This is a genomic window from Marinobacter sp. MBR-99 (assembly GCF_040547575.1).
Classification (GTDB): domain Bacteria; phylum Pseudomonadota; class Gammaproteobacteria; order Pseudomonadales; family Oleiphilaceae; genus Marinobacter.
On the sequence record NZ_JBEPPY010000016.1, the window covers coordinates 25,932 to 45,763 of the forward strand.

Genomic DNA, 19,832 nt, shown 5'->3' on the forward strand with positions numbered 1-19,832 from the left:
TTACTTGTTTCCGGAGCCAACACAATTCACAAAAGCATCAGGCCGACACCCTGACTGCGTCCAGCAACAAATTGCGCGGGGTCAGTGAGCGATCGCAAAAGGTTCCCAGCCGCACCCGATAACCTCGCTCTTCCAGAAACACGGCATAGTCAAACACCAGCCACAGCTCCAGGGGCCGACGGAACAGGTGCCGCAGCAGTTCGTGCCGGCGTACCTGTCGAAACCTTCGTTCCCCTTCTGCCAGCCAGTGTTGCCAGTCGATGATTAACGGTAACGCCAGGCGCTTCTTGTCTGCCGCCCAGGCACAGAAAGTTCTGAAATCTCCGGTATTCAAACGCGCGGGATGGGAGGGCACCGGCAGGTAGCAGTCAACGCCCCGAAGCTCCCGCTGCAGGGCATCAAAGCCCAGACGCCAGACACTGACCTGCCGCGTCTGCTCGCGCACCCTGGCCGGGGCAGTGACGGTCTCCTGCACGGCAAGCCGAAGACCGTTGCGATCTATGCTCAATGCGCCAGCGTGGCACCGTGCATGCTCAGACATCAACGGGTAGTTTTCGTGTTCGGTCAGGTGATAACAGCAGGGCGAGAAACTCAGGCGTGGTGCCTGTTCCTCACTGCCGCAGCGAATCAGTTGGCGATGCAGATCACCGCAGGCGTGCAGCGCCACACCATGGACCTGACCGGGCCACGCCAGACCTTCGGCCATGACATCCTGCTGGCGCAGGGTGACGGGGTCACCGTAGTGCTGCGCCAGGCGATTACCATCCACCACCAACTCCGGATTCCATTCGAATCCCAGAACAGACGATGCCCCCTGCCCTGCCAGTGTCCGGGCCAGGTGGCCCTTACCGCAGCACCAGTCGAGTATCGGCTCCGCCAGCGGCCGTATCGACGCTGCAAAAGCCCCCGCCTGTTCACGCTTTCGGCCCGGCATATCCACCGCGTCGACCTCCGCCAGGGCTGCGGCGTGGCTTGATTCCGGCGCGGCCAACACGGGCACGGCAATCAACTCCGAATAGTCCGCCAGGCCCGGCACGAAGTGTGCAGCTTGCTGTGAGAACTCCGCCAGGTTCTCTTGCCAATACTCACAATCCCGGTCATCCAGCGCTTCCAGCCAGCTCGCCAGTTCCGGATAATCCCGGCACCACGACGGCGCTGGCTCCATAAAGGGAATCGGGCGCCAGAGCGGCTCATGCCGGGCAAGCCAGTCGTTCACGGCCTGCCAGCGATTGTAAAAAGTCACGGGCGACTGGTGTACACTCGCCGCCGGAGGTAACGTCATGAAACTGGCCTTTGTACTGGTTGAACCAAAAGTTCCGGAGAACGTCGGTGCGGCTGCCCGGGCCCTGTGTACCATGGGCTTTTCCGAGCTGTGGCTGGTAAATTCCGACCTGCATACCCGGCCTGAAGCCCACTGGCTGGCACACGGCAGTGACCACATTCTCGATAATGCGCGCATTTTCCCTGATCTGACAGCGGTAAGAAACTCCGCGGATCTGCTGATGGGCACCTCGGCCAAGCCCCGGCATAACCGGCAGGACTGGCACGAGCCCGCCGCACTTCGTACGGCGCTTTCTAACAAGGGGGATACGGCGGCCACGGCTGCCCTGGTATTCGGGCGCGAAGACCGGGGCCTGGCCAACGAGGAGCTGGCCCTGTGCGATCTGTTGACCGGCTTCCCCATGGCGGTGACTTATCCCTCCCTGAACCTGGCCCAGGCAGTGATGCTTTACGCCTGGGAGCTGTCCGGGCTGCAAAAAGCCAGTGTACAGGCGGAAACCGCGGCCAGCACATCAGGCCTGGCGGCACTGCGCTCTCGGCTGGAGAGCCTGTTGCCAGAACTGGATGCTCCGGCGGACGAAAAGCTGTCCCAGTGGGTGTTTGAAAAACTGCCGCTGTTGTCTGACCGGGATATCGGCTTCGTTCACACCCTGTGCGGCAATATCGAGCGCAAGCTCTGACGCTATTCCGCGAAGCGTCCGGGCCGGAAAGCATCCAGCACCACGGCCGGCTCCTCGCCATCAATCACCTGGGCAATGACATCTGCACTACCGGCAGACAGGGTCCAGCCGAAGGTGCCGTGGCCGGTATTCAGGAACAGGTTGTCCCGGGGGCCTTTGCCGATGATGGCGGGGCCATCCGGTGTCATCGGCCGGAATCCGGTCCAGGTTTCGGCAGCGTCCAGATCGGCACAGCCGGGAAAACGGGATTGCACGGAACGCTTGATGGTGTCGATCCGGGCTTGCGGAATGTCCCGGTTGAAGCCTGCCAGCTCCACAAAGCCGGTCGCCCGCAATCGGTTACCCAGGCGCGTAGACACCACTTTAAAGTTGTCATCATGAATGGTGCTGACCGGCCCCTTTGCCCCGTCATTCAACGGCACGGTGATGCTGTAACCCTTGATCGGATAGATCGGCAAGTGCAGCCCCAGTGGTTGCACCAAATGCGGTGACCAGCAGCCGGCGCAGATCACAAAGGCGTCTGCCTCCAGGGTTTCCAGCCGGCCGTCGGCGTTGGTCAACTGCACCGCTTTCACATGGGTATCGTCCGCAATCAGCCGTTCTACCTTCACCTCGTATCGAAAGTTCGCGCCAAGCTGCTCGCATGCGCTCGCCAGTGAGCGGGAAAACAGATGGCAGTCACCCGTGCCGTCGGTGTCGTAACTGATGGCACCGTAAAGAGGGCCATCACCGGTCATACCGGGTTCCGCAGCCCGGACCTGCTCAGGCGTCAATAATCGTGAGGCGATACCCATGTCGTTCAGTAATTCGTGAATAAGCCGGTAGTCGTCCATGGCCTCCGGCTTGCTGGCCAGGTGCAACAGCCCCCGGTGCTGGCCGTCGAAGGCCAGATCATGCTCCTGTTCCAGAGCAAGGAATCGCTCCCGGCTGTGCATCCCCAGCCGCAACATGGCCCTTTTGTTCAACCCGAATAAGCCGGGCGACCAGGCGTAGCGCAACGTGGCGAACATGAAACGAATCGCATCCACAGAGGGCGGCATTTTCAGCTTCAGCGGGCCGGACTTCTGAAATATCCAGGGCAAGGCTTTGAACACCATGGCCGGATCTGCCCAGGGGTAGACCACACCATAGGAACGCTGGGCGGCGTTGCCTTTGCTGGTCTCATTGCCAGCCAGCGGGTGGCGCTCCAGCACCGTCACCTGATGGCCACGGCGCAGCAATTCACGAGCCGTGGTGATGCCCACTACACCACCGCCTACAACCGCGATATGCATAATTCGCCTCCGTTACTCCACGCCATTCTCAGCCAGCAGGGTCCGATACTCTTCCAGTACATCCGGATGCTCCTCCGGATAGTCTGGCGCCAGGCTTTTGAGCAATTCTGCCACCAGCGCCGCCACAATGGCCCGGGCCTCGGGTTTGCGATCCCCGGGCACAATAAACCAGGGCGCTTCATCGGTATGGGTAGCCGCCAGTGCCTGCTCGGCATAGGTTTGATAAGTGGCTCTTTGCTTCCAGCCCTCAATGTCTGAGCGATCAAACTTCCAGCGCTTTCGGGGTTTGTCGAGGCGTTTGAGCAAGCGCCGCCGATGCTCATCCTCTGACAGGTTGAGCCAGATTTTCACCACACAAGTGCCCTCGCTTGCCAGGTGCCGCTCAAAATCACGGATCGCCCGAAAGCGGTTTGGCCAGTTGTAAGTGTCCTTCGATCGCACCGGCCACACCCGTTCACCGATCACCGCCTCGTGGTGGCTTCGGTTGAAGGCCACCATCTGTCCGTAGGCGGGCAGCAACGGGGTAACACGCCAGAGAAAATCGTGGGCGGCCTCGGTTTCCGTGGGCCTGCTGAACGACCAGGCATGAAAGCCTGCAGGGTCGGCATAGGTAGCAAGGGTTCGAATCAGGCTGTCCTTACCACTGGTATCCGGGCCATGAATCACCAGCAGCAGAGCCCGCCTTCGATTCGCCCAGAGCCGGCGCTGGTACTCACCGATCTCCTCCAGACTCGCTTCCAGTGCTGGCAGCTTGCAGCCTTCATCCAGCGATGTCGGATACTCACAGAACCCCGGTTTGGCAGGGTCCAGAAACCATGTTCGTGCGAACGCCGTATACTCCATCAAGGAAACTCCCTATCAACGCCATACAACTCAACCATCACCCAAGATGGTAAACTTGCGCTATCACATTCTCAGAATAGCAGCCAGGCGACGGCTGTGATGGAGCATAGACCCCAGGCATGAGCAAGAAACGTCGTGAGATTCCCGTATTTGATCACCCGATCATCGAGACCCATTGCCATCTGGATTATCTGAAAGACCGTCCTTTGGCCGAAACGCTGGAGCAGAGCAAGAAGGTCAACATTGAGCGGGTCATCACCATTGCCGTGTCCCCGGGCAACCTGGCCGCCGTTCGGGAACTCAGCCGGCTTGAGCCCTGGGTGTATGGCACGCAAGGCATTCACCCCCACGAAGCGGAAAGCTATTCCGATGAGGTAGAGGCTGAAATCCGCGAGCATGCCCGGGATGACAAAATCGTCGCCATCGGCGAGATCGGGCTGGACTACTATTACGACAATGCCGACCGTGGTGTTCAGCGAGAGGTTTTCCGGCGCCAGCTGCAGATTGCCTGCGACAATGACCGCCCCGTGGTCATTCACAGCCGTGAGGCAGACGAAGACACCATTGCCATCCTGCAGGAGTTTGAGCAGACCCTGACCCGCCGGGGTGTGATTCACAGCTTTACCTCTGGCCCGGGACTGGCCCGCTATGCTCTGGGCGAGGGATGGTGCCTTGGCTTTAATGGCATTACCAGCTTCAATAAAGCGGAAAACGTTAGGGATATCGTGCGCATGGCACCCATCCAGCAGATTCTGCTGGAAACCGACGCACCCTTCCTGACGCCGGTACCCTACCGTGGCCGGGAGAATGCGCCTTTCTACCTGCCGTTTGTTGCCGAGAAAATCGCCGAGGTGAAGGATCTCCCCCTCGACCAGGTCTTAGCCCAGACTTACCAGAACAGCCTGAGGACGTTCTTCCCACAACCATGATCAAACGCATCCCCATCGCTGCGTTGAAGGTCGGCATGTACATTTCCGACCTGAATAACGACTGGATTCCCCATAACACCCAACGCAAGAAAGGGGTGATCAAGCGGGAAGAGACCATCGAGAAAATCCGCAGGATGGGGGTCCAATACGTGTATATCGACGTTGAGAAAGGGCTGGACTCCCAGGACGCTGAGACCGCCCAGGAAGTGGATCAGCGCAATGAACAGGCCCTGCAGAATGCAGGCGAACAGCGCCCGGGCATCAAGCACAAGGTTGCCCTGACAGAAGAGATTGTCATCGCTCAGCGGATTCACAGCCAGGCCCAGGGCCTGGTGGGCAATTTCATGAACAACGTCAAAATGGGTGCCGCCATTGATATCGCGCCCATTCACCAACTGGCCGACGAACTGCAAAACTCCGTTTTAAGAAACGCCAATGCCCTGAGCTGCCTGGGCCGCATCCGGGAAAAAGACAACTACCTGCTGGAGCACTCGGTTAATCTCAGTGTGCTGATGTCGTTGTTCGGCAACTACCGTAAGCTGCCGGCAGACGTACTGCATCAAACCGTCGTGGGCGCCCTGCTCCACGATCTGGGCAAAATCCTGACACCGGATGACATCCTACATAAACCCGGCCGCCTGACAGCAGAAGAATTCGAGGTGATGAAGCTGCACGCCCGGCACTCCAGGGACATTCTCGCCAGTACCGAAGGGATTGGCGAAATCGCTGTGATTACCGCCGCCCAGCACCACGAGAAACTGGACGGCAGCGGCTACCCGGAAGGCCTCAAGGGTGACGAAATCACCGAGTACGGGCGTATGGTGGCGATCACCGATGTCTACGACGCCATTACCTCCGACCGCGTGTACCACAAGGGCATGACACCGACTCAGGGCCTGAAAAAATTATTGGAGTGGAGCGGCGACCATCTGGACACGGAACTGGTCAGGCAGTTTATCCGGTGCATCGGTCTCTACCCCGTGGGTTCCCTGGTGTTGCTGGAGAGCGGAAGACTCGGCGTCGTGGTGGAAACCAACGAACAGGACCAGCGCCTGCCAGTGGTGCGGGTGATGTACCACACCCGGTTCCGACTACCGATAACCGTGGAAACCATTGATCTCTCCCGCGCCAGCAACCAGGACCGGATTGTCCGGGCAGTAGACCCGGAAGATTACAAACTGGACGTGCGCAAATTCCTGGCCTGAGGCATCGCGCCGGCCAACCTCTGCTACACTCGCCACTAATCCGCTCATTACAACGATAACCGAACCATGATCTCATCCGTGTTCCAGATTCTCGGTGGCCTGGCGTTGTTCATGCTGGCCATGGAAACGATGACCAACGGCCTGAAGAACGCCGCAGGCCACCATTTGCGCCACCTCTTAGGCACCTGGACCAGGACGCCCCTGCGGGGCCTGATGGCCGGCTTTGCCATCACCGGCATTGTTCAGCATTCCGGGGCGGTCACCGTGGCGACCATCGGTTTTGTGAACGCCGGCCTGCTGACCCTGGCGCAGTCGCTGGGGGTTATATTCGGCTCCAACATAGGCACCACCATGACCGCGTGGCTGGTCAGCCTGGTGGGCTTCGGGTTCAAGATCGAAGCCCTGGCGCTGCCGCTGCTGGCGGCCGGTGTCGGCGTCAAGATGATCAGCCGCAACCAGCGGAATCAATTCCTGGGGGAAGCGCTGGCGGGCTTTGCCCTGTTTTTCCTGGGCCTGTCGATTCTCAAGACAGCGCTGGAATCCCTGGCAGGGGGGTTCGCTGACGGCGGTATTATCAGCCCGGATTATGGTTTGTTTACGTTTCTGGCCATCGGGTTTCTGGCCACGGTTCTGACGCAATCCTCCAGCGCCGCCCTGGCCATTGTTCTGACCGCTGCCGCCGGTGGATTGATCGGCCTGGACAATGCGGCAGCGGCGGTGATCGGCGCCAACCTGGGCTCCACTTCTACGGCTGCCCTGTCGGCCCTCAAAGCCACCGCCAATGCCCGCCGGCTGGCGATTGGCCATATCCTGTTCAACGTGTTTACCGGCGCCATCGCCCTGATAATCCTGCCGGTGATGCTGTGGACCGTGGCGATGCTGACCGACTGGCTGAACCTGGAAGCCAACCCCGCTGTGTCTCTGGCGCTGTTCCACACCCTGTTCAATGTGCTGGGGGCGGCCATTATGCTGCCGTTTACCAAACCCTTTGCCCGGTTTCTGGGCCGGATGTTCCGGAGCAAGGAGGAAGATAACGCCGTGCCCCGTTATCTGGACGATACCCTGATCACCACGCCAGAACTGGCGATCGGGGCGGTGGACCAGGAAATGAAACGACTGATCGGCCATAGCCGGGGCCTGCTGAGGGTGTGTCTTGATCGGGAGAGCCTGACCGAAGCCGATATCCGGCCGAAAGCCGATGCCATCCGCAACCTGAACCAGGCGATCACTGACTATATCGGCCGGTTGAGGGCGGAAAAAATGCACCCGTCGGTGGTGGATGCCCTGACCATCAGCATCCGCACCTGCCGCTACCTGGCCGAAGCCACTGATCTGACCACCCGGCTATTGCAGCTGCGGCAGCTAAGCCACCGGACAGAGTTTGCCGAGCAAGCTGAGACACTGGAGCACTATCTGGATACCATCCGGGAGCTGGTCGCATCAGAAGGCCCGGCTGAGGCGTTGCTTGCCGAGGCAGAGGGCACTTACCACCGGTTGAAAAACGCGATGTTGCAGATGATGGTACGGCGGGATTTCAGCACCGCCCTGGGGGACCAGGCTCTGGATACCCTGAGTTCTGTACGGCGGCTCAATGACCAGTGGAGCAAGGCCCTGAAATGGCAACCGGCCACCCATTTGCTCAATGGCGCCCAGCATCAGCTGCCGGAGTCGGAAAACCTGCAGTAGCGGTTTTTGCCCTCCCGTTTGGCGCGATACATGGCCTGGTCTGCCTGGCGTAACAGCTGGTCGCCATCCAGCTCCGCGTTTTGCGGGTACAGGGTATAACCCAGGCTGGCAGACACCTCAACACTGTGGTCAGCTACCCACACCGGGTCGCCAATCTTGGTTAATAAGCGCGCCAACAACGCCTCCAGGGTTTGCTGGTCGGCGACGTTCACCACGATGGCGGCAAATTCATCACCTCCCAGCCGGGCCAGGGTGTCTTCCTCGCGCAGGGTTGAACGCATGCGGCGGGCAACTTCCACCAACAAACCATCCCCTGCGTGGTGCCCGAAGGCATCGTTGATGGGTTTGAAATGATCCAGATCGATGTAAATCACCGCCAACTGATAGTTCTGCCGGCGGGCCTGGGCCATGGATTGCTGCAGACGGTCCGAGAACAGCACCCGATTCGGCAAGCCGGTCAGTGAATCATAGTGCGCCATGGTGCGCAGCTGTTTCTCGGTTTCCTTAAGCTGGGTGACATCACTGAACACCCCGACGAAATGACTGAGCTGCCCCTGCTCATCGAACACGCTGCTCAGGGTGAGGCTGAGCACGATGGCGTGACCATCCCGATGCCGGCTGGAGAATTCGCCGGTCCAGACGCCGTGCTTACGCGCCGCAATCAGGATGGCACTGCCTTCGTCCATGGGCATGGGTGGCAGGCTGCCCACCGCCACCTTGTGGTCCCGCCCGGTAATCAGTGAGTAGGCTTCATTGATGTCCATGACAACACCGTGGGCATCGGTGATAAAAATAGCTTCACGGGCATTCTCAAACACTCGCAGGGCCAGTCGCTGGCGCTCCTCTGCATACTTACGGCGGGTAATGTCGTACCAGGAACAGAGAATGGAAGGGCTCTCCTGATCGTGCTCATAGACCGGCGCCAGGGTCATATCCACCCAGACATCGGAACCGTCCGAATGCACGAACAGCCACTCGGACTGTGCCACTTCTCCGGTCGTTACCCGCCTGATCAGTGCATCCGCTTTTTGGAGGGAGGAGGTACCATCCGGTTGCGAATGGGGCGAGAACGCAGACAGGCCTTTACCGATCAGGGAGGCTTCAGAGGTGTATCTCACCAGCTCTACTGCAGCCCGATTACATTTCACCAGTTCCCCGTTCCGTATCATCAGCATCGGCTGGGGCCAACTGCCAATCAGCTCGCGCTGGCGCCGTTCTTCTGTGGCCAGCTGGCGTTTCTTGCGGCTAAGCCAGAGACTGGTCATCACCAGCAATGCAAAGAGGACGGCGACGGTCAGCACCCAGACCCGGTACTGATTCAAAACATCCACCCAGGTCACCCTGGGCGCCTGGTCGTAGGGTGCGATTCTCAGGGTTCGCGCCACCTGCTCTACGGACTGGTAGTCAGCCGGGGGAGAAAAGCCCGCCAGGCCCGCTGCCTGGGCAGCGGGATGATCGGCCTCCAGGGCAAACAGCGCCGAGGCCAATCGCCGTACGATCTTGCTGTCCACATGTGGCAATGCGACCAGTGGCCACTCCGGATATAGCCGGGTCGACACAGCAAACGGAAAACCGGCCAACCGCTGTGGATTGATGATCTTGAGCTCGCCTGCCAGACTCGGAGTCTCCCGGATCAACTCCTCGTAGATGCCCGTTCTGACAAAACCCGCGTCGGTGTCTCCCGTGAGCACCGCCCGAATAACCCGGTCGTGGTTGCCCAGGTGCACCATTCGGTTATGCCGCTGCACATCCACCCCGGCATCCCACAATTCCAGTGCCGGCGCCTGGAAGCCCCCCAGGTAGTTCATCCCGGGCGTGGCAATGCTTTTCCCTTTGAGGTCGGTCAGTACGTTGATGTCTTCACGTTCAGCACGGGTCAGCATCAGTCCACCGAGACTACCGGTAGCTTGCCCTGCCCACTCGCGATGCAAGGTAGCCAGCACCCCGGTCAGGCTGCGCTCACTGCGAATGACGAGGAAATGGCTGGGATTGGTCAGGAAAACATCAATGCGGTTAGAAGCCAGAGCGCGATTCATATCGTCCTGATTCAGCACCAGGAGCTGCACCGACAGGCCGGTTTCCCGGCTGAGGTAGTCGGCAAGTAAAGAGTAGTGTGTCTGGATGACCGGGTCCGGCCGATAGGACAAAACGCCGAACCTCACGGCGTCTCTGGCCCCCGGGTTCGCAGCCCATGCCGTTGGCATCAGGCAGAAAAACAGCACCAACCCACTCAGAAAACGGTTAGTCACGTCAGGCTCCGGGGCAGAAAAGATGAGTCACACAGCCGCTGGTATTGAGGGATTTCGGCCATCAGCCCTTCGCTAACCAGGGTTTCTGCCAGGCGCCGGGCGACGACTTCAATACGGCCATGTTGCGCCAGGTAACGCTGATTGGCCGCCAGTTCCGGAAGCATCACCGTCGCCAGCGAGCGCCTGACCGCATCTGGCGAGATGCCTTGGCGGGTGGCCACCCGGTATATGGCATCGTGCATGCTTCGCACCATATGCAACTTGCCGCGAAAGTGCGCAAGTACCAGATCTTTCACGGCGGCAGACCTGCGCCTGGCAGCTTGTTCGGTGACCACCAGGGTATCGAAAATGGTGTCGGGCACATCGCTGCTGTCAAAAAGTCGAGTTCCGCCCGCCTGCTCAAGCAGGGAAGCCACAGGCTCGTAGCAGACAGAGGCGTCAATCTCACCGCTCTGCCATGCTTCCATATGACGGTTCACCGGCAAGTCTACGATGGAAACCTGGTTTGTGCTCAGCCCTGCCCGTTCCAGCACCGCAAACAACATAACGCCGGAGACACCACTCAGTTCAGCCGCAACTGCCCGCCCCCTGAGCCCTGCCAGGCTGGTAATCGAGGGTTTGGCCATAAGTACATCTGCACCCACCGACACATTGGTCACCGCCACCACTCGCAAAGGCACACCGCTGGAGAAAACGCGCAGTGCTTCATCAAGCGTCAGGGCAGCAGCATCCAGCTCACCGGCCAGCAACCCTGTCATTGAATCGCTGGCTGCCTGACCTTTAACCAGCTCGACGGTCTGAGGCAACCAACCGAACTCGTCCGCCAGATACAGAGACTCGTAACCGATCCAGGGATGAATACCGGTTTTCAGCGGTTGCGATTTTGAGCAGCCGACCAGACCCAGTGCCGGCAGGGCGGCAACAGACAGTTGCAGGAATTGGCGGCGATTCATTCGGGCTCCGGAGCGGCATTGATCATTCGAATACTAATACGTAGCCACTATAGCGGTAAATCTGACCAAAGCATTGCACCGGGTCAATTTCAGGGTCTGAATTAATGGAGATTCCCGCTGCTCACCCCAAAGCCAGGAAAACACCCATGAATACCGGCGACAGAAACGACAGCAGAAAGCCCGAGGCAATCGCCACCGGCACACAGGCAAGACCACCACTGCTACGGATTACCGGTAAAGTAAAATCCATGGCGGTAGCGCCACCATAGCCAATGGCCATGGCAGGTCGGGAGCTGATCACCAAAGGAATCAGAGCCAGGGCGATGATCTCCCGCAACACATCGTTCAGAAAAGCCACCCCGCCCCAGGCGGGGCCGAGGGCATCACCAATTACAATGCCCGAGAGCGAATACCAGCCAAAGCCCGAAGCCAGTGCCAGGGCCTGGTGCCAGGGCACATCCAGCCAGGGAATCAGGACAAGCCCCGCCAGCATAGAGCTTAGCGCCAGCGACAGCGCAATACCCAAACCCTGGCGGTTCATCAGCAATTTGCGCAGCGACAGCCCGGCGTTGCGCAACTGCAGGCCAATAAGGAACAGCAGCAGCATCAGTGCCCAGGTGGCGACATCGTCAACCAACGGCAGTTGGGGAAACAGGAAGAACCCGGCCAGGGCGCCGGCGACAACCGCCAGCAGCGGTTTCAAGCCGGCGAGAAACAACCGGCGGTAACTCGGTCTCTCCTGCCCCCTTTCCTGTCCCATGGTCATCGGCTGCCAGCGGTGGAACAGCCAGAGGCCCACCATGTTGGCCACCAGAAGCACGAGCACCAGGCCTGCCACCTGGCCGGCCATGGTGCCCAGCTGGTCCAGCAAGCCATCCATCTGGCCAAGGCCCAGCCCCAGCAGTGCCAGGATGAAATAAACCAGGGCTTCCACGGTGTAATGGATTACCGTCATTAACCGGCGATTGGAAAGCGCTAAGGCAAATCCAAGAAACAACGGCGCCAGAATCAGTAAAGCACCTGTCAGCATAAACCCCTCACGGGCAGGTTAGATAAAAATCGGGACCGACTTAAGGCACCGGCGACAGGGGTGGGTCAATGCAGGCCATGGCCGGAGCGGTCCTGTACCAGCACCCAGGGGGCGATGACCACAGCCCAGAGCTCGGCATTGCGGTCATACCAGGCACGAGCGAGATCCGGAGCGACATCACTAACCTGGCCGCCACTCAGCCATTGTTCAAAGCGGGCTTTGTTGTCTGCTGCGAGTTCGCTGGCAACGTCCAGCAAGTCCAGTTCAGGGGCCACACGCACTACCTGGCCACGGGCATAATAGGTTTGCAGTTCATGCCAGTGGATTCGGGAGGTTTCCAGGTTCAGCCGTGCTTTGATTTGGTCCGGGGATTCAGAAGAAGACATAACACCTCACCTAAGCGGCTACTCATTCAGGCGCGCCAGCGTAACGCAAATCGGCCGATCACGCACTCGCCTGGGCCCAAACCAGGTCATGCCCCTGGCGTATTCTCTTGCACGATACGATGAATATCATCCGCCAGCGTCATCGGGTCAAAAGGTTTCGGGATAACGCCGATAGCCCCGAGCGCCAGGTATTCTTCGATTTCGGAACTCTGAATCCGGGCGGTCATGAAAATAACGGGAACGGAGCGGGTCGCCTCGATCCCTCTCAATCTGCTTAGGGTTTCCGGACCATCCATTTCCGGCATCATCACATCCAGCAGTATCAGATCCGGTTCAAATATCGGGGCCATCTCAAGCGCCTGTTGCCCGGAACTGCAAAGTGTCACCTGAAACCCGCCCACATCCTGCAATGCCAGCTCCGCAATGGCGCGGATATCAGGGTCATCTTCCACATAAAGAACTTTGTTCATCAATGCCTCAGGAACGACTGCCACGACTAGACTCCTCGGTGGATGGTTTCGGTTCCAGACCGATACGGCGCAAAAGTCGCTGACAGTCATCACTGTCTGACTGCCCACCGGCAATCAACGCGGCAGCCCGCATCACCAGGCGATCTTCACGGGTATTATCCTTCGGCACGAAATGCACGGCGCCAATCATATCTCTCAGGCTCAGTGGCAGTTTCCAGTGTACTTTCAGGCGATTGCCATAGTCCTGAGACCACTGACGAAGGCACTGCTCCATGTCTGAGGCACTTAACGAGCCACCTTCTGTAATGAACTGATTCAATACCTTGAGCACCGCCATCTCTCCCAAGCGACTCAGAAGGCCCGCTTGCTGGAACAATGACGGTGACTTTCCAAGACTCACGGCCAGCTTCTGAGCTTCACGCGCCACCTGCAAGGCCATGTTATGGCACGCCTTGGCCTGAGCCTGGAGATCCGGACTGTCTATTTTACCGGCGACGTCAAGTGCCAGCGCCAGGGCCTGATTCAATGCCATGGCCACACCCATATTGCTGATGGCGTCTCGGAGCGACTCTACCGGCTTACCGGTGCGCCGGAATGAACTGCTATTGGCCACGTCCAGCAGACGGGCAGTCAGCGCCGCCTCCTCCCGCCAGCGCTCCGCCAGCTGAGCCGGCGACAATTCTTGCTGCCGGCCGATCAGATTCAGAATATCAACCGGATCGATGTCCGTCGGCAATTGAACCACCGAGTTTAGCGAGGCACTCAGATAATCCATGGCAGAACCTTGCACAGAAACGTCAGCAGGCGCGAGTTTGGCGAGACGCTCGTGCAACAGTTGCACATCCAGAGGCTTGGTAATGAATCCACTGATTCCATGATGGGCTGCCTTGAGAACGGATTCCCGGTCAGACCGCCCTGAGACCATCACAATGGGCACGTCGCGGTCCCGCGCCCGCACCTGCTTGACCAGATCGAGTCCCGAACCATCCGGCAGTTGCCAGTCAATGAGATACAACTGATACTCGCTCTCCTCTTCCAGCAGTTGCCGAGCTTCAGACAGGGATCGGGCAAGACTGACGGCAGCCCCCTGGTGAATACCCGCAACGACAGTCTCAAGCAGCTCTCCCACCAACTCATCGTCTTCCAGTATCAACGCTTTCAACAACCTGCACCTCTCAAGCTTTCATGCCCCGGAGAAACGGATCGTAGAGGGTCACACCGTTACGCCCACTCCGTTTTCGCTGGTAGAGTGCCTGATCAGCCGCCTCAATGGCTTGATCGGAAACAGGAAAATCGTTGATTAGAGCGACGCCCGCACTCAAGGTAACCTGAAAGCTGTCATCTCCCGCCAAGAACAAGAGGTCGGCAAAGCTCTTACCAATGGCTTCGATGAGTTTCGCAGCTACCTCCGGTTGACAATCGGGCAGAATCAATAGGAATTCTTCGCCACCATACCGGCCGATCACATCAGATTCGCGCAACCTATTGCGCAACAGATTGGCCAATGTACGAATAACGATATCGCCCTGACCATGGCCCCAGGTATCGTTCACCCGCTTGAAGTGATCCAGGTCTAGCATAACCACACAGGATGAGTGACCGGAACGGCGACAGCGAGCCAGTTCTCTGTCGACCTCCTGCTTGATCAACGAGTGTTTGAGCAATCCGGTGAGGCTGTCACGGTTCATCAAATCCGACAACTGGCGGGCACGATAGCAACGAATGCGTACCGACCGGACCAGGTAATCATCGGTGACCGGCTTTACCAGAAACTCATCAGCACCTTTGGACAGCGCATCCAGCTGGTTTTCAGGATTGTCCTCGGAGGACAGGTATACTATCGGCAAGCCCAACCAGCGAGGCTCGTAACGTATCAGGCGAGCCAGAGTAACGCCCGAATAGTCCCGTAGCTGAACGTCCATCAGAACCAGGTCCGGCTCGAACGCCGACAGTTCCGACATTAAATCCGACGGGTCAGACACCAGGCGGGCAATGATGCCAGCCTGCTTGAGCACCAGACAATAGTGCTCTCCCAGCTCCACATCATCATCAACAATCAACACCCGACCCTGGGGCCGTGAACCACGCTCCAGGGCCAGCGATTCGATTCGCTCAGCCAGTTCAGGCAGGTCCAGCGGCTCACAGAAATAGGACGTAGCCCCCTGCTGTGCAACCCGATATAAACTCTCAAACGAACTTTCACGACCAATACACACCACCGGCAGCCGACGATGTTCAGCTTTGGGCAAATGGCGTTCACGGAAGCCCATGACCTCGCCCAGTTCTGATTCCTCACACACCAGGATCGAAACGCTTGTGCGCTCCCTGAGCCTCTCAGCAACCTCATTCGGGCGATCAATAGAGACGGTCTCACATACAAAACCGTAGGCGGATAACGATTTCAGCAAGTCGGGCAGGTTACCCTGATTGTGTCCCAGTGCCATGACATTAACCTGCATGCCATGGGTCCCGCCGTATGAATCCTCTGCCACAGGCACCCCGCCCTTGGCAACTGCCGTGGTGGTCACCTCCGGTGCTTTTTCCAGCAACGTGGCGAGCTGTCGAAGGTCATTGGCAAGATCCGCTGAAGCTGAAACCAATACATCCGCAGATGCATCGTTATCGGCTGCCGATTCAAGAAGTGCCTTCGCCTGCTTTTCTATCGCCCTGGCTGCCTGCCCGAGAGCAGGTAAACCGAAAGTCCCCGCAGAGCCAGCCATCCGATGCAATAATTGATAACACTTTTCCAACTCTGACTTCGGCAACTGCTGCTGATCAATCAGACGAGCAAATCCTGAGAGGGTTTCAATATCGCCCCGGGCACGCTCAAAGAACCGTTCCTGCAGAAGTCTCATGCGTTCCCGCAATTGGCCAACGGCTACACTATCCAAAAGACATCCCTCTCTATCTAATTCACAGCGTCTGATGCACTATTCTTATGAAAACATGTTTTATCTACGACAGCTATTCGTATAAGGGCCTTTCTTGCGTACTTTAAGCCTCAACGCCCGCATTGTGCTGATTGCCAGCTCGAGCATTGTGTTCAGCGTAGCCCTGATTCTGTTCATTGCCTATGACAGGCTGGTTCGCGATTTCGAGCAGGTGCTTACCGAGCGCCAGGCGCTGCAAACGTCCGCGGTGGCCAGCCGGGTAAACGAGGAACTGACCACACGGCTGAATGCACTGGGGGCATTTGCCAGCGTGCTGACCGACGGCAACGATCTGTTACCCTTACAGCATCTGAAAACACTGCTGGGGCGCCAACCCACTCTCGAAAGACTTTTTGGCGGTGGACTTCTGATCTTTGATGATCGGAGCATCGCCATCGCGGAAAATACTTTTGTACCCAACCGGCTGGGCACTTCCTATGCTGATCGCCCACATTTCAAGCGTGCCATGCAATCCCGCACACCCATTGTCAGCCGGCCAATCATCGGACGAACCACAGGCCTGCCACTGTTATCGTTCCTTGCCCCCATTGAAAGTGATCATGGCGATCTACTCGGACTGGCAGGGGGCACCATCAACCTGGCAGAGGCAGGCATCATCCCTGAGGAGCTCAAGATTGATGAAGGCACCATTCTCAAGGTGCTGGATACCAGCAACTTCATCCAGGTAGATGCGTTACGTAAGGATCAGCCGGCTCCCGACCTTCCTGCCCCGGGTGAAGACCCTTTGATTGATGCTGCCTTGTCCGGGATACCCTTCGGCGTGGTTAAAGATCTCGCGGGACAACGCTGGGTATACACCACGCAACATCTGGATCGTCTGGGTTGGCTATTCCTGAGCGCGGCACCCTATGAGAAAGCCATTCAGCCAGCACGAGCCTCATTCCGCAGTTTTCTGTGGCTCAGTGTGGTTGCTATGCTTCCACTGCTTCTCTTGACCTACACGGTGTCCAGGGCCGCTACACGTCAACTTGGCGCCATGTCCCGAAAGATCAACAAAATGGCGACAGACGTTTCATCTACCCAGCGATTGACCACGCAAGGGCCGGCGGAAACCCGAAACCTCGCTAAAGCATTCAACACGCTCATGGAACAGCGAGAAGCGCTGGATATTCTGAAAAACCAGTTTGTGTCTAACGTCAGCCATGAGCTGCGCACACCGCTGACATCCATCAATGGCTCTCTGAAGTTGCTGCAATCCGGCTCTGCCGGCGAGTTGCCCCCGAAAGCCTCGGCCATGGTTGAGCTGGCCTTGCGCAATGGCCAGCAGTTGCAATCACTGATTACGGACCTTCTGGACTTTGATAAGGCCGTGGCCGGCAAGCTCAGCGTTCAGATGCGCGACATTGAGCTGATTGACGCTATTGAGGCAGCCTGCGCAGGGAACCAACCGATGGCCAGGCATTACTCCGTAGAACTGGTTGGCAAGAGCGGAGGCGAGCTCAGGGTTGTTGCGGATCCGGCCAGGTTACGCCAGGTGCTTGATAACCTGATCAGCAACGCCATCAAACACTCTCCGAAGGGTGGCATCGTCAGCATTGAAGCACATTCCTCAGCCCCCGGCGTTGTCCGAATCACCGTTTCGGATCAGGGTGACGGGGTTCCCGAGCATTTCTTACCTCAGCTGTTCCAGAGGTTCTCCCAGGCAGAGGCCGGCTCCAATCGAGCCAAAGCCGGCACTGGATTGGGCCTTGCTATCTGCAAAGAGCTTGCCCGTCTGATGTCCGGCGAAATGGGCTACCATTTTAAAGACGGAGCCCATTTCTGGCTGGAACTTCCTGAAACAAATCACCAGGGCGAGGAGCATTATGAGAACGCCTGATCGGCCCCAAAATGAAACCATGCGCCTGTCTGCTCTGGAGGTGAGTCAGCTTCTCGATACAGCTCCGGAAGAGCGATTTGACCGTATTACCAGGCTCGCTGCAAAAACATTCAATGTGCCCATCTGCCTGGTGTCACTGATAGACAAGAATCGCCAGTGGTTCAAATCCTGCTATGGCCTTGGCGTGCAGGAGACCTCCCGAGATATTTCCTTTTGCGGCCATGCCATTCTTGGCGCCGATACCTTCGTCGTTGAAAATGCCCTGCAAGACGAGCGATTTGCCGACAACCCTCTGGTCACCAGCGAACCCAACATCCGTTTTTATGCCGGTGCGCCACTGGAAGACCGGAACGGTTTTCGCCTGGGCACTCTTTGTCTGATCGACCGGAGGCCGAGAGTCTTTTCCAGTGACGATCAAAATATGCTCCGTGATTTTGCCGACTTGGTCGAACGGGAATTTCAGTATCAGGAGCTCGGTAACTACTACTCGGAGAGAACCCAGGCACTGAATATCCTGAATGACATTTCCCTGGATTCCAGTGGCAGTGTGTCCGAGCGAATCGAGCGTGCCCTGGCGATCGCCGCTCAGTATCTGAGTGTAGACACCGCAATCGTGAGCAACATTACCGGCGGCGTTTACACCATCCTCTGGCACTACGAGCGCCATCAGACGACCCTGGAGAACGGCACCACGTTCCCCTTGGATCAGACCTACTGTGCACTCCTTGCAGCCCAGGGCAGCCTACTTGCCATCGACCACATGGCACGGTCCCGGTATAAAGAGCACCCCTGTTACCGGCAATTCCGGCTGGAGAGTTATCTGGCGGCGCCGGTGTGGATCGATGATGAACTGTTCGGCACACTAAACTTTTCCTCAGCCATCCCACGCCGCCCCGGATTTACGGAAATAGAAAAGACATTCGTCAACCTTCTTGCTCGCTGGGTTGCCGACATCATTCAGCAGCAAAAACACATTGAAGTACTCGACAAACTGGTGGCCAACGCGCCGGGTATGCTCTATCAATACCGTTTGTGGCCCAACGGCCAGAGCACCTTTCCCTACACCAGCGGTGGGATTCAGGCCATTTACCAGGTTACCGCAGAGCAGGCGGCCAAGGATGCTTCGCCGGTTTTTGAACGTATTCACCCGGATGACCTGCCCATTGTCGCCGATTCGATACAGTCATCGGCGGAGAATTTGACCCCATGGATACAGAAATACCGTATTCGCTGGAAGGACGATAGCTGGCACTGGGTTGAGGGAAAAGCTCGGCCCGAACGACTGCCTGATGACAGCGTGCTATGGCACGGATACATCGTCGACATCGATGAGCGCCACAAGATCGAGGAGATGAAAAGCCAGTTTATTTCCACCGTCAGCCATGAGCTTCGCACACCGTTAACCTCGATCGCCGGCTCACTGGGCCTTATCGACAGCGGCTCTCTGGGCCCTTTACCCGAGAAAGCTCAGCAGATGGCGTCTATTGCCCTCAGAAACACCGAACAACTCAAACATCTGATCAATGATTTGCTCGACATTGAGAAACTGGTATCCGGCCGCATGGCCATGCACCCCGCCAGACAACCCGTCACCCCGGTTATTGAGGAATCGATCGAACGCATGGCGCCTTACCTGGAAAGCCGGCAGATACAGGTTGTCCACCAGCAGGATCACCCGGATATAACGGCCTGGTTCGATCTACAACGACTCAGCCAGGCGCTGAATAATCTGCTCTCTAACGCCGCAAAGTTTTCAGCGGAGGGTGCCAGCATAGCGGTTTCTACCAGACTGCTCCCTGATCACCTCAGAATCCTGGTTACAGACCAGGGCACCGGCATCCCCGACAGCTTTCGCTCTCGCATTTTCCAGAAATTCGCCCAGGCCGACAGCTCCAGTACGAGGGGTAGGCAAGGCACAGGCCTGGGGCTGGCCATCACTCGAGAGATTATGATTCAGATGGGTGGCAGTGTGGATTTCGAGTCCACAGAGGGCGAAGGGGCAACTTTCTGGCTGGAAATACCGTTGGAGCCTCCCGAACCCTGAGAACCGTCATGATCAGGCCGCCAAACAGATTC

At 58.1% G+C, this 19,832-nt stretch carries 16 protein-coding genes; 6 read left to right on the top strand and 10 right to left on the bottom strand.

The genetic code is table 11. From position 1 onward, the window contains the following. Positions 1-37 precede the first annotated feature (37 nt). A complete protein-coding gene (locus tag ABIE59_RS14090) occupies positions 38-1,282 on the bottom strand; it encodes a methyltransferase (RefSeq protein WP_354447847.1) in 1,245 nt (414 codons plus the stop codon). On the opposite strand from ABIE59_RS14090, the gene ABIE59_RS14095 reads away from it, so the two are divergent. Beyond that, complete coding sequence (locus ABIE59_RS14095) at positions 1,281-1,961, top strand: tRNA/rRNA methyltransferase (RefSeq protein WP_354447849.1); 681 nt, start codon at positions 1,281-1,283, stop codon at positions 1,959-1,961. The genes ABIE59_RS14090 and ABIE59_RS14095 overlap by 2 nt on opposite strands. A gap of 2 nt (positions 1,962-1,963) precedes the next feature. Here the strand turns inward: ABIE59_RS14095 and ABIE59_RS14100 are convergent, their stop codons facing one another. Both ABIE59_RS14100 and ABIE59_RS14105 read right to left on the bottom strand, forming a co-directional pair. After that, on the bottom strand, positions 1,964-3,235 hold the full coding sequence (locus ABIE59_RS14100; RefSeq protein WP_354447851.1) for a D-amino acid dehydrogenase: 1,272 nt from the start codon (positions 3,233-3,235) through the stop codon (positions 1,964-1,966). Positions 3,236-3,247: 12 nt separating this feature from the next. Further along, positions 3,248-4,078 carry a polyphosphate kinase 2 family protein gene (locus tag ABIE59_RS14105; RefSeq protein WP_354447853.1) on the bottom strand — a complete coding sequence of 277 codons (831 nt, stop codon included), beginning with the start codon at positions 4,076-4,078 and terminating at the stop codon, positions 3,248-3,250. A gap of 119 nt (positions 4,079-4,197) precedes the next feature. Between ABIE59_RS14105 and ABIE59_RS14110 the strand changes: the two genes are divergently transcribed. The 3 genes from ABIE59_RS14110 to ABIE59_RS14120 all read left to right on the top strand — a co-directional run bounded on the left by ABIE59_RS14110 (position 4,198) and on the right by ABIE59_RS14120 (position 7,898). Next, complete coding sequence (locus tag ABIE59_RS14110; RefSeq protein WP_354447855.1) at positions 4,198-5,007, top strand: TatD family hydrolase; 810 nt, start codon at positions 4,198-4,200, stop codon at positions 5,005-5,007. Next, a complete protein-coding gene (locus ABIE59_RS14115; protein ID WP_354447857.1) occupies positions 5,004-6,212 on the top strand; it encodes a cyclic di-GMP phosphodiesterase in 1,209 nt (402 codons plus the stop codon). The genes ABIE59_RS14110 and ABIE59_RS14115 overlap by 4 nt, the downstream gene beginning before the upstream one ends. Before the next feature lie 66 nt (positions 6,213-6,278). Then, positions 6,279-7,898, top strand: a complete 1,620-nt coding sequence (locus ABIE59_RS14120) for a Na/Pi cotransporter family protein (protein WP_354447859.1) — start codon at positions 6,279-6,281, stop codon at positions 7,896-7,898. Here ABIE59_RS14120 and ABIE59_RS14125 read toward each other — a convergent pair. The 7 genes from ABIE59_RS14125 to ABIE59_RS14155 all read right to left on the bottom strand — a co-directional run bounded on the left by ABIE59_RS14125 (position 7,868) and on the right by ABIE59_RS14155 (position 15,877). Beyond that, complete coding sequence (locus tag ABIE59_RS14125; RefSeq protein WP_354447861.1) at positions 7,868-10,147, bottom strand: diguanylate cyclase domain-containing protein; 2,280 nt, start codon at positions 10,145-10,147, stop codon at positions 7,868-7,870. The genes ABIE59_RS14120 and ABIE59_RS14125 overlap by 31 nt on opposite strands. Continuing rightward, positions 10,144-11,100, bottom strand: coding sequence for an ABC transporter substrate-binding protein (locus ABIE59_RS14130; protein WP_354447863.1), 957 nt, complete (start codon positions 11,098-11,100; stop codon positions 10,144-10,146). Before ABIE59_RS14130 ends, ABIE59_RS14125 begins: the two co-directional genes overlap by 4 nt. Positions 11,101-11,221: 121 nt before the next feature. Then, complete coding sequence (locus ABIE59_RS14135) at positions 11,222-12,130, bottom strand: LysO family transporter (RefSeq protein ID WP_354447865.1); 909 nt, start codon at positions 12,128-12,130, stop codon at positions 11,222-11,224. A gap of 65 nt (positions 12,131-12,195) precedes the next feature. Beyond that, the gene (locus tag ABIE59_RS14140; protein ID WP_354447867.1) at positions 12,196-12,516 is read right to left on the bottom strand and encodes a DUF2288 domain-containing protein; all 321 of its coding nucleotides are present in this window, start codon (positions 12,514-12,516) and stop codon (positions 12,196-12,198) included. An 86-nt stretch (positions 12,517-12,602) separates the two neighbouring features. Then, the gene (locus ABIE59_RS14145) at positions 12,603-12,986 is read right to left on the bottom strand and encodes a response regulator (RefSeq protein ID WP_354447959.1); all 384 of its coding nucleotides are present in this window, start codon (positions 12,984-12,986) and stop codon (positions 12,603-12,605) included. 7 nt (positions 12,987-12,993) lie between these two features. After that, positions 12,994-14,148, bottom strand: a complete 1,155-nt coding sequence (locus ABIE59_RS14150; RefSeq protein ID WP_354447869.1) for a response regulator — start codon at positions 14,146-14,148, stop codon at positions 12,994-12,996. 13 nt (positions 14,149-14,161) lie between these two features. Further along, positions 14,162-15,877, bottom strand: coding sequence for a diguanylate cyclase domain-containing protein (locus ABIE59_RS14155; RefSeq protein WP_354447871.1), 1,716 nt, complete (start codon positions 15,875-15,877; stop codon positions 14,162-14,164). A gap of 94 nt (positions 15,878-15,971) precedes the next feature. Here ABIE59_RS14155 and ABIE59_RS14160 point away from each other — a divergent pair, with 94 nt between their 5' ends. Both ABIE59_RS14160 and ABIE59_RS14165 read left to right on the top strand, forming a co-directional pair. Next, positions 15,972-17,756, top strand: a complete 1,785-nt coding sequence (locus ABIE59_RS14160) for a sensor histidine kinase (protein WP_354447873.1) — start codon at positions 15,972-15,974, stop codon at positions 17,754-17,756. Continuing rightward, entirely contained in the window at positions 17,743-19,800 is a 2,058-nt protein-coding gene (locus tag ABIE59_RS14165) for a GAF domain-containing protein (protein ID WP_354447875.1), read from the top strand. Before ABIE59_RS14160 ends, ABIE59_RS14165 begins: the two co-directional genes overlap by 14 nt. The last annotated feature ends 32 nt before the right edge of the window (positions 19,801-19,832 follow it).

Excerpts from the sequence above, each read along its gene's own strand:
- ABIE59_RS14095 (WP_354447849.1), top strand. The coding sequence starts at position 1,281 with ATGAAACTGGCCTTTGTACTGGTTGAACCAAAAGTTCCGGAGAACGTC.
- ABIE59_RS14090 (WP_354447847.1), bottom strand. The coding sequence starts at position 1,282 with ATGACGTTACCTCCGGCGGCGAGTGTACACCAGTCGCCCGTGACTTTT.
- ABIE59_RS14100 (WP_354447851.1), bottom strand. The coding sequence starts at position 3,235 with ATGCATATCGCGGTTGTAGGCGGTGGTGTAGTGGGCATCACCACGGCT.
- ABIE59_RS14105 (WP_354447853.1), bottom strand. The coding sequence starts at position 4,078 with ATGGAGTATACGGCGTTCGCACGAACATGGTTTCTGGACCCTGCCAAA.
- ABIE59_RS14110 (WP_354447855.1), top strand. The coding sequence starts at position 4,198 with ATGAGCAAGAAACGTCGTGAGATTCCCGTATTTGATCACCCGATCATC.
- ABIE59_RS14115 (WP_354447857.1), top strand. The coding sequence starts at position 5,004 with ATGATCAAACGCATCCCCATCGCTGCGTTGAAGGTCGGCATGTACATT.
- ABIE59_RS14120 (WP_354447859.1), top strand. The coding sequence starts at position 6,279 with ATGATCTCATCCGTGTTCCAGATTCTCGGTGGCCTGGCGTTGTTCATG.
- ABIE59_RS14130 (WP_354447863.1), bottom strand. The coding sequence starts at position 11,100 with ATGAATCGCCGCCAATTCCTGCAACTGTCTGTTGCCGCCCTGCCGGCA.
- ABIE59_RS14135 (WP_354447865.1), bottom strand. The coding sequence starts at position 12,130 with ATGCTGACAGGTGCTTTACTGATTCTGGCGCCGTTGTTTCTTGGATTT.
- ABIE59_RS14140 (WP_354447867.1), bottom strand. The coding sequence starts at position 12,516 with ATGTCTTCTTCTGAATCCCCGGACCAAATCAAAGCACGGCTGAACCTG.
- ABIE59_RS14145 (WP_354447959.1), bottom strand. The coding sequence starts at position 12,986 with ATGAACAAAGTTCTTTATGTGGAAGATGACCCTGATATCCGCGCCATT.
- ABIE59_RS14165 (WP_354447875.1), top strand. The coding sequence starts at position 17,743 with ATGAGAACGCCTGATCGGCCCCAAAATGAAACCATGCGCCTGTCTGCT.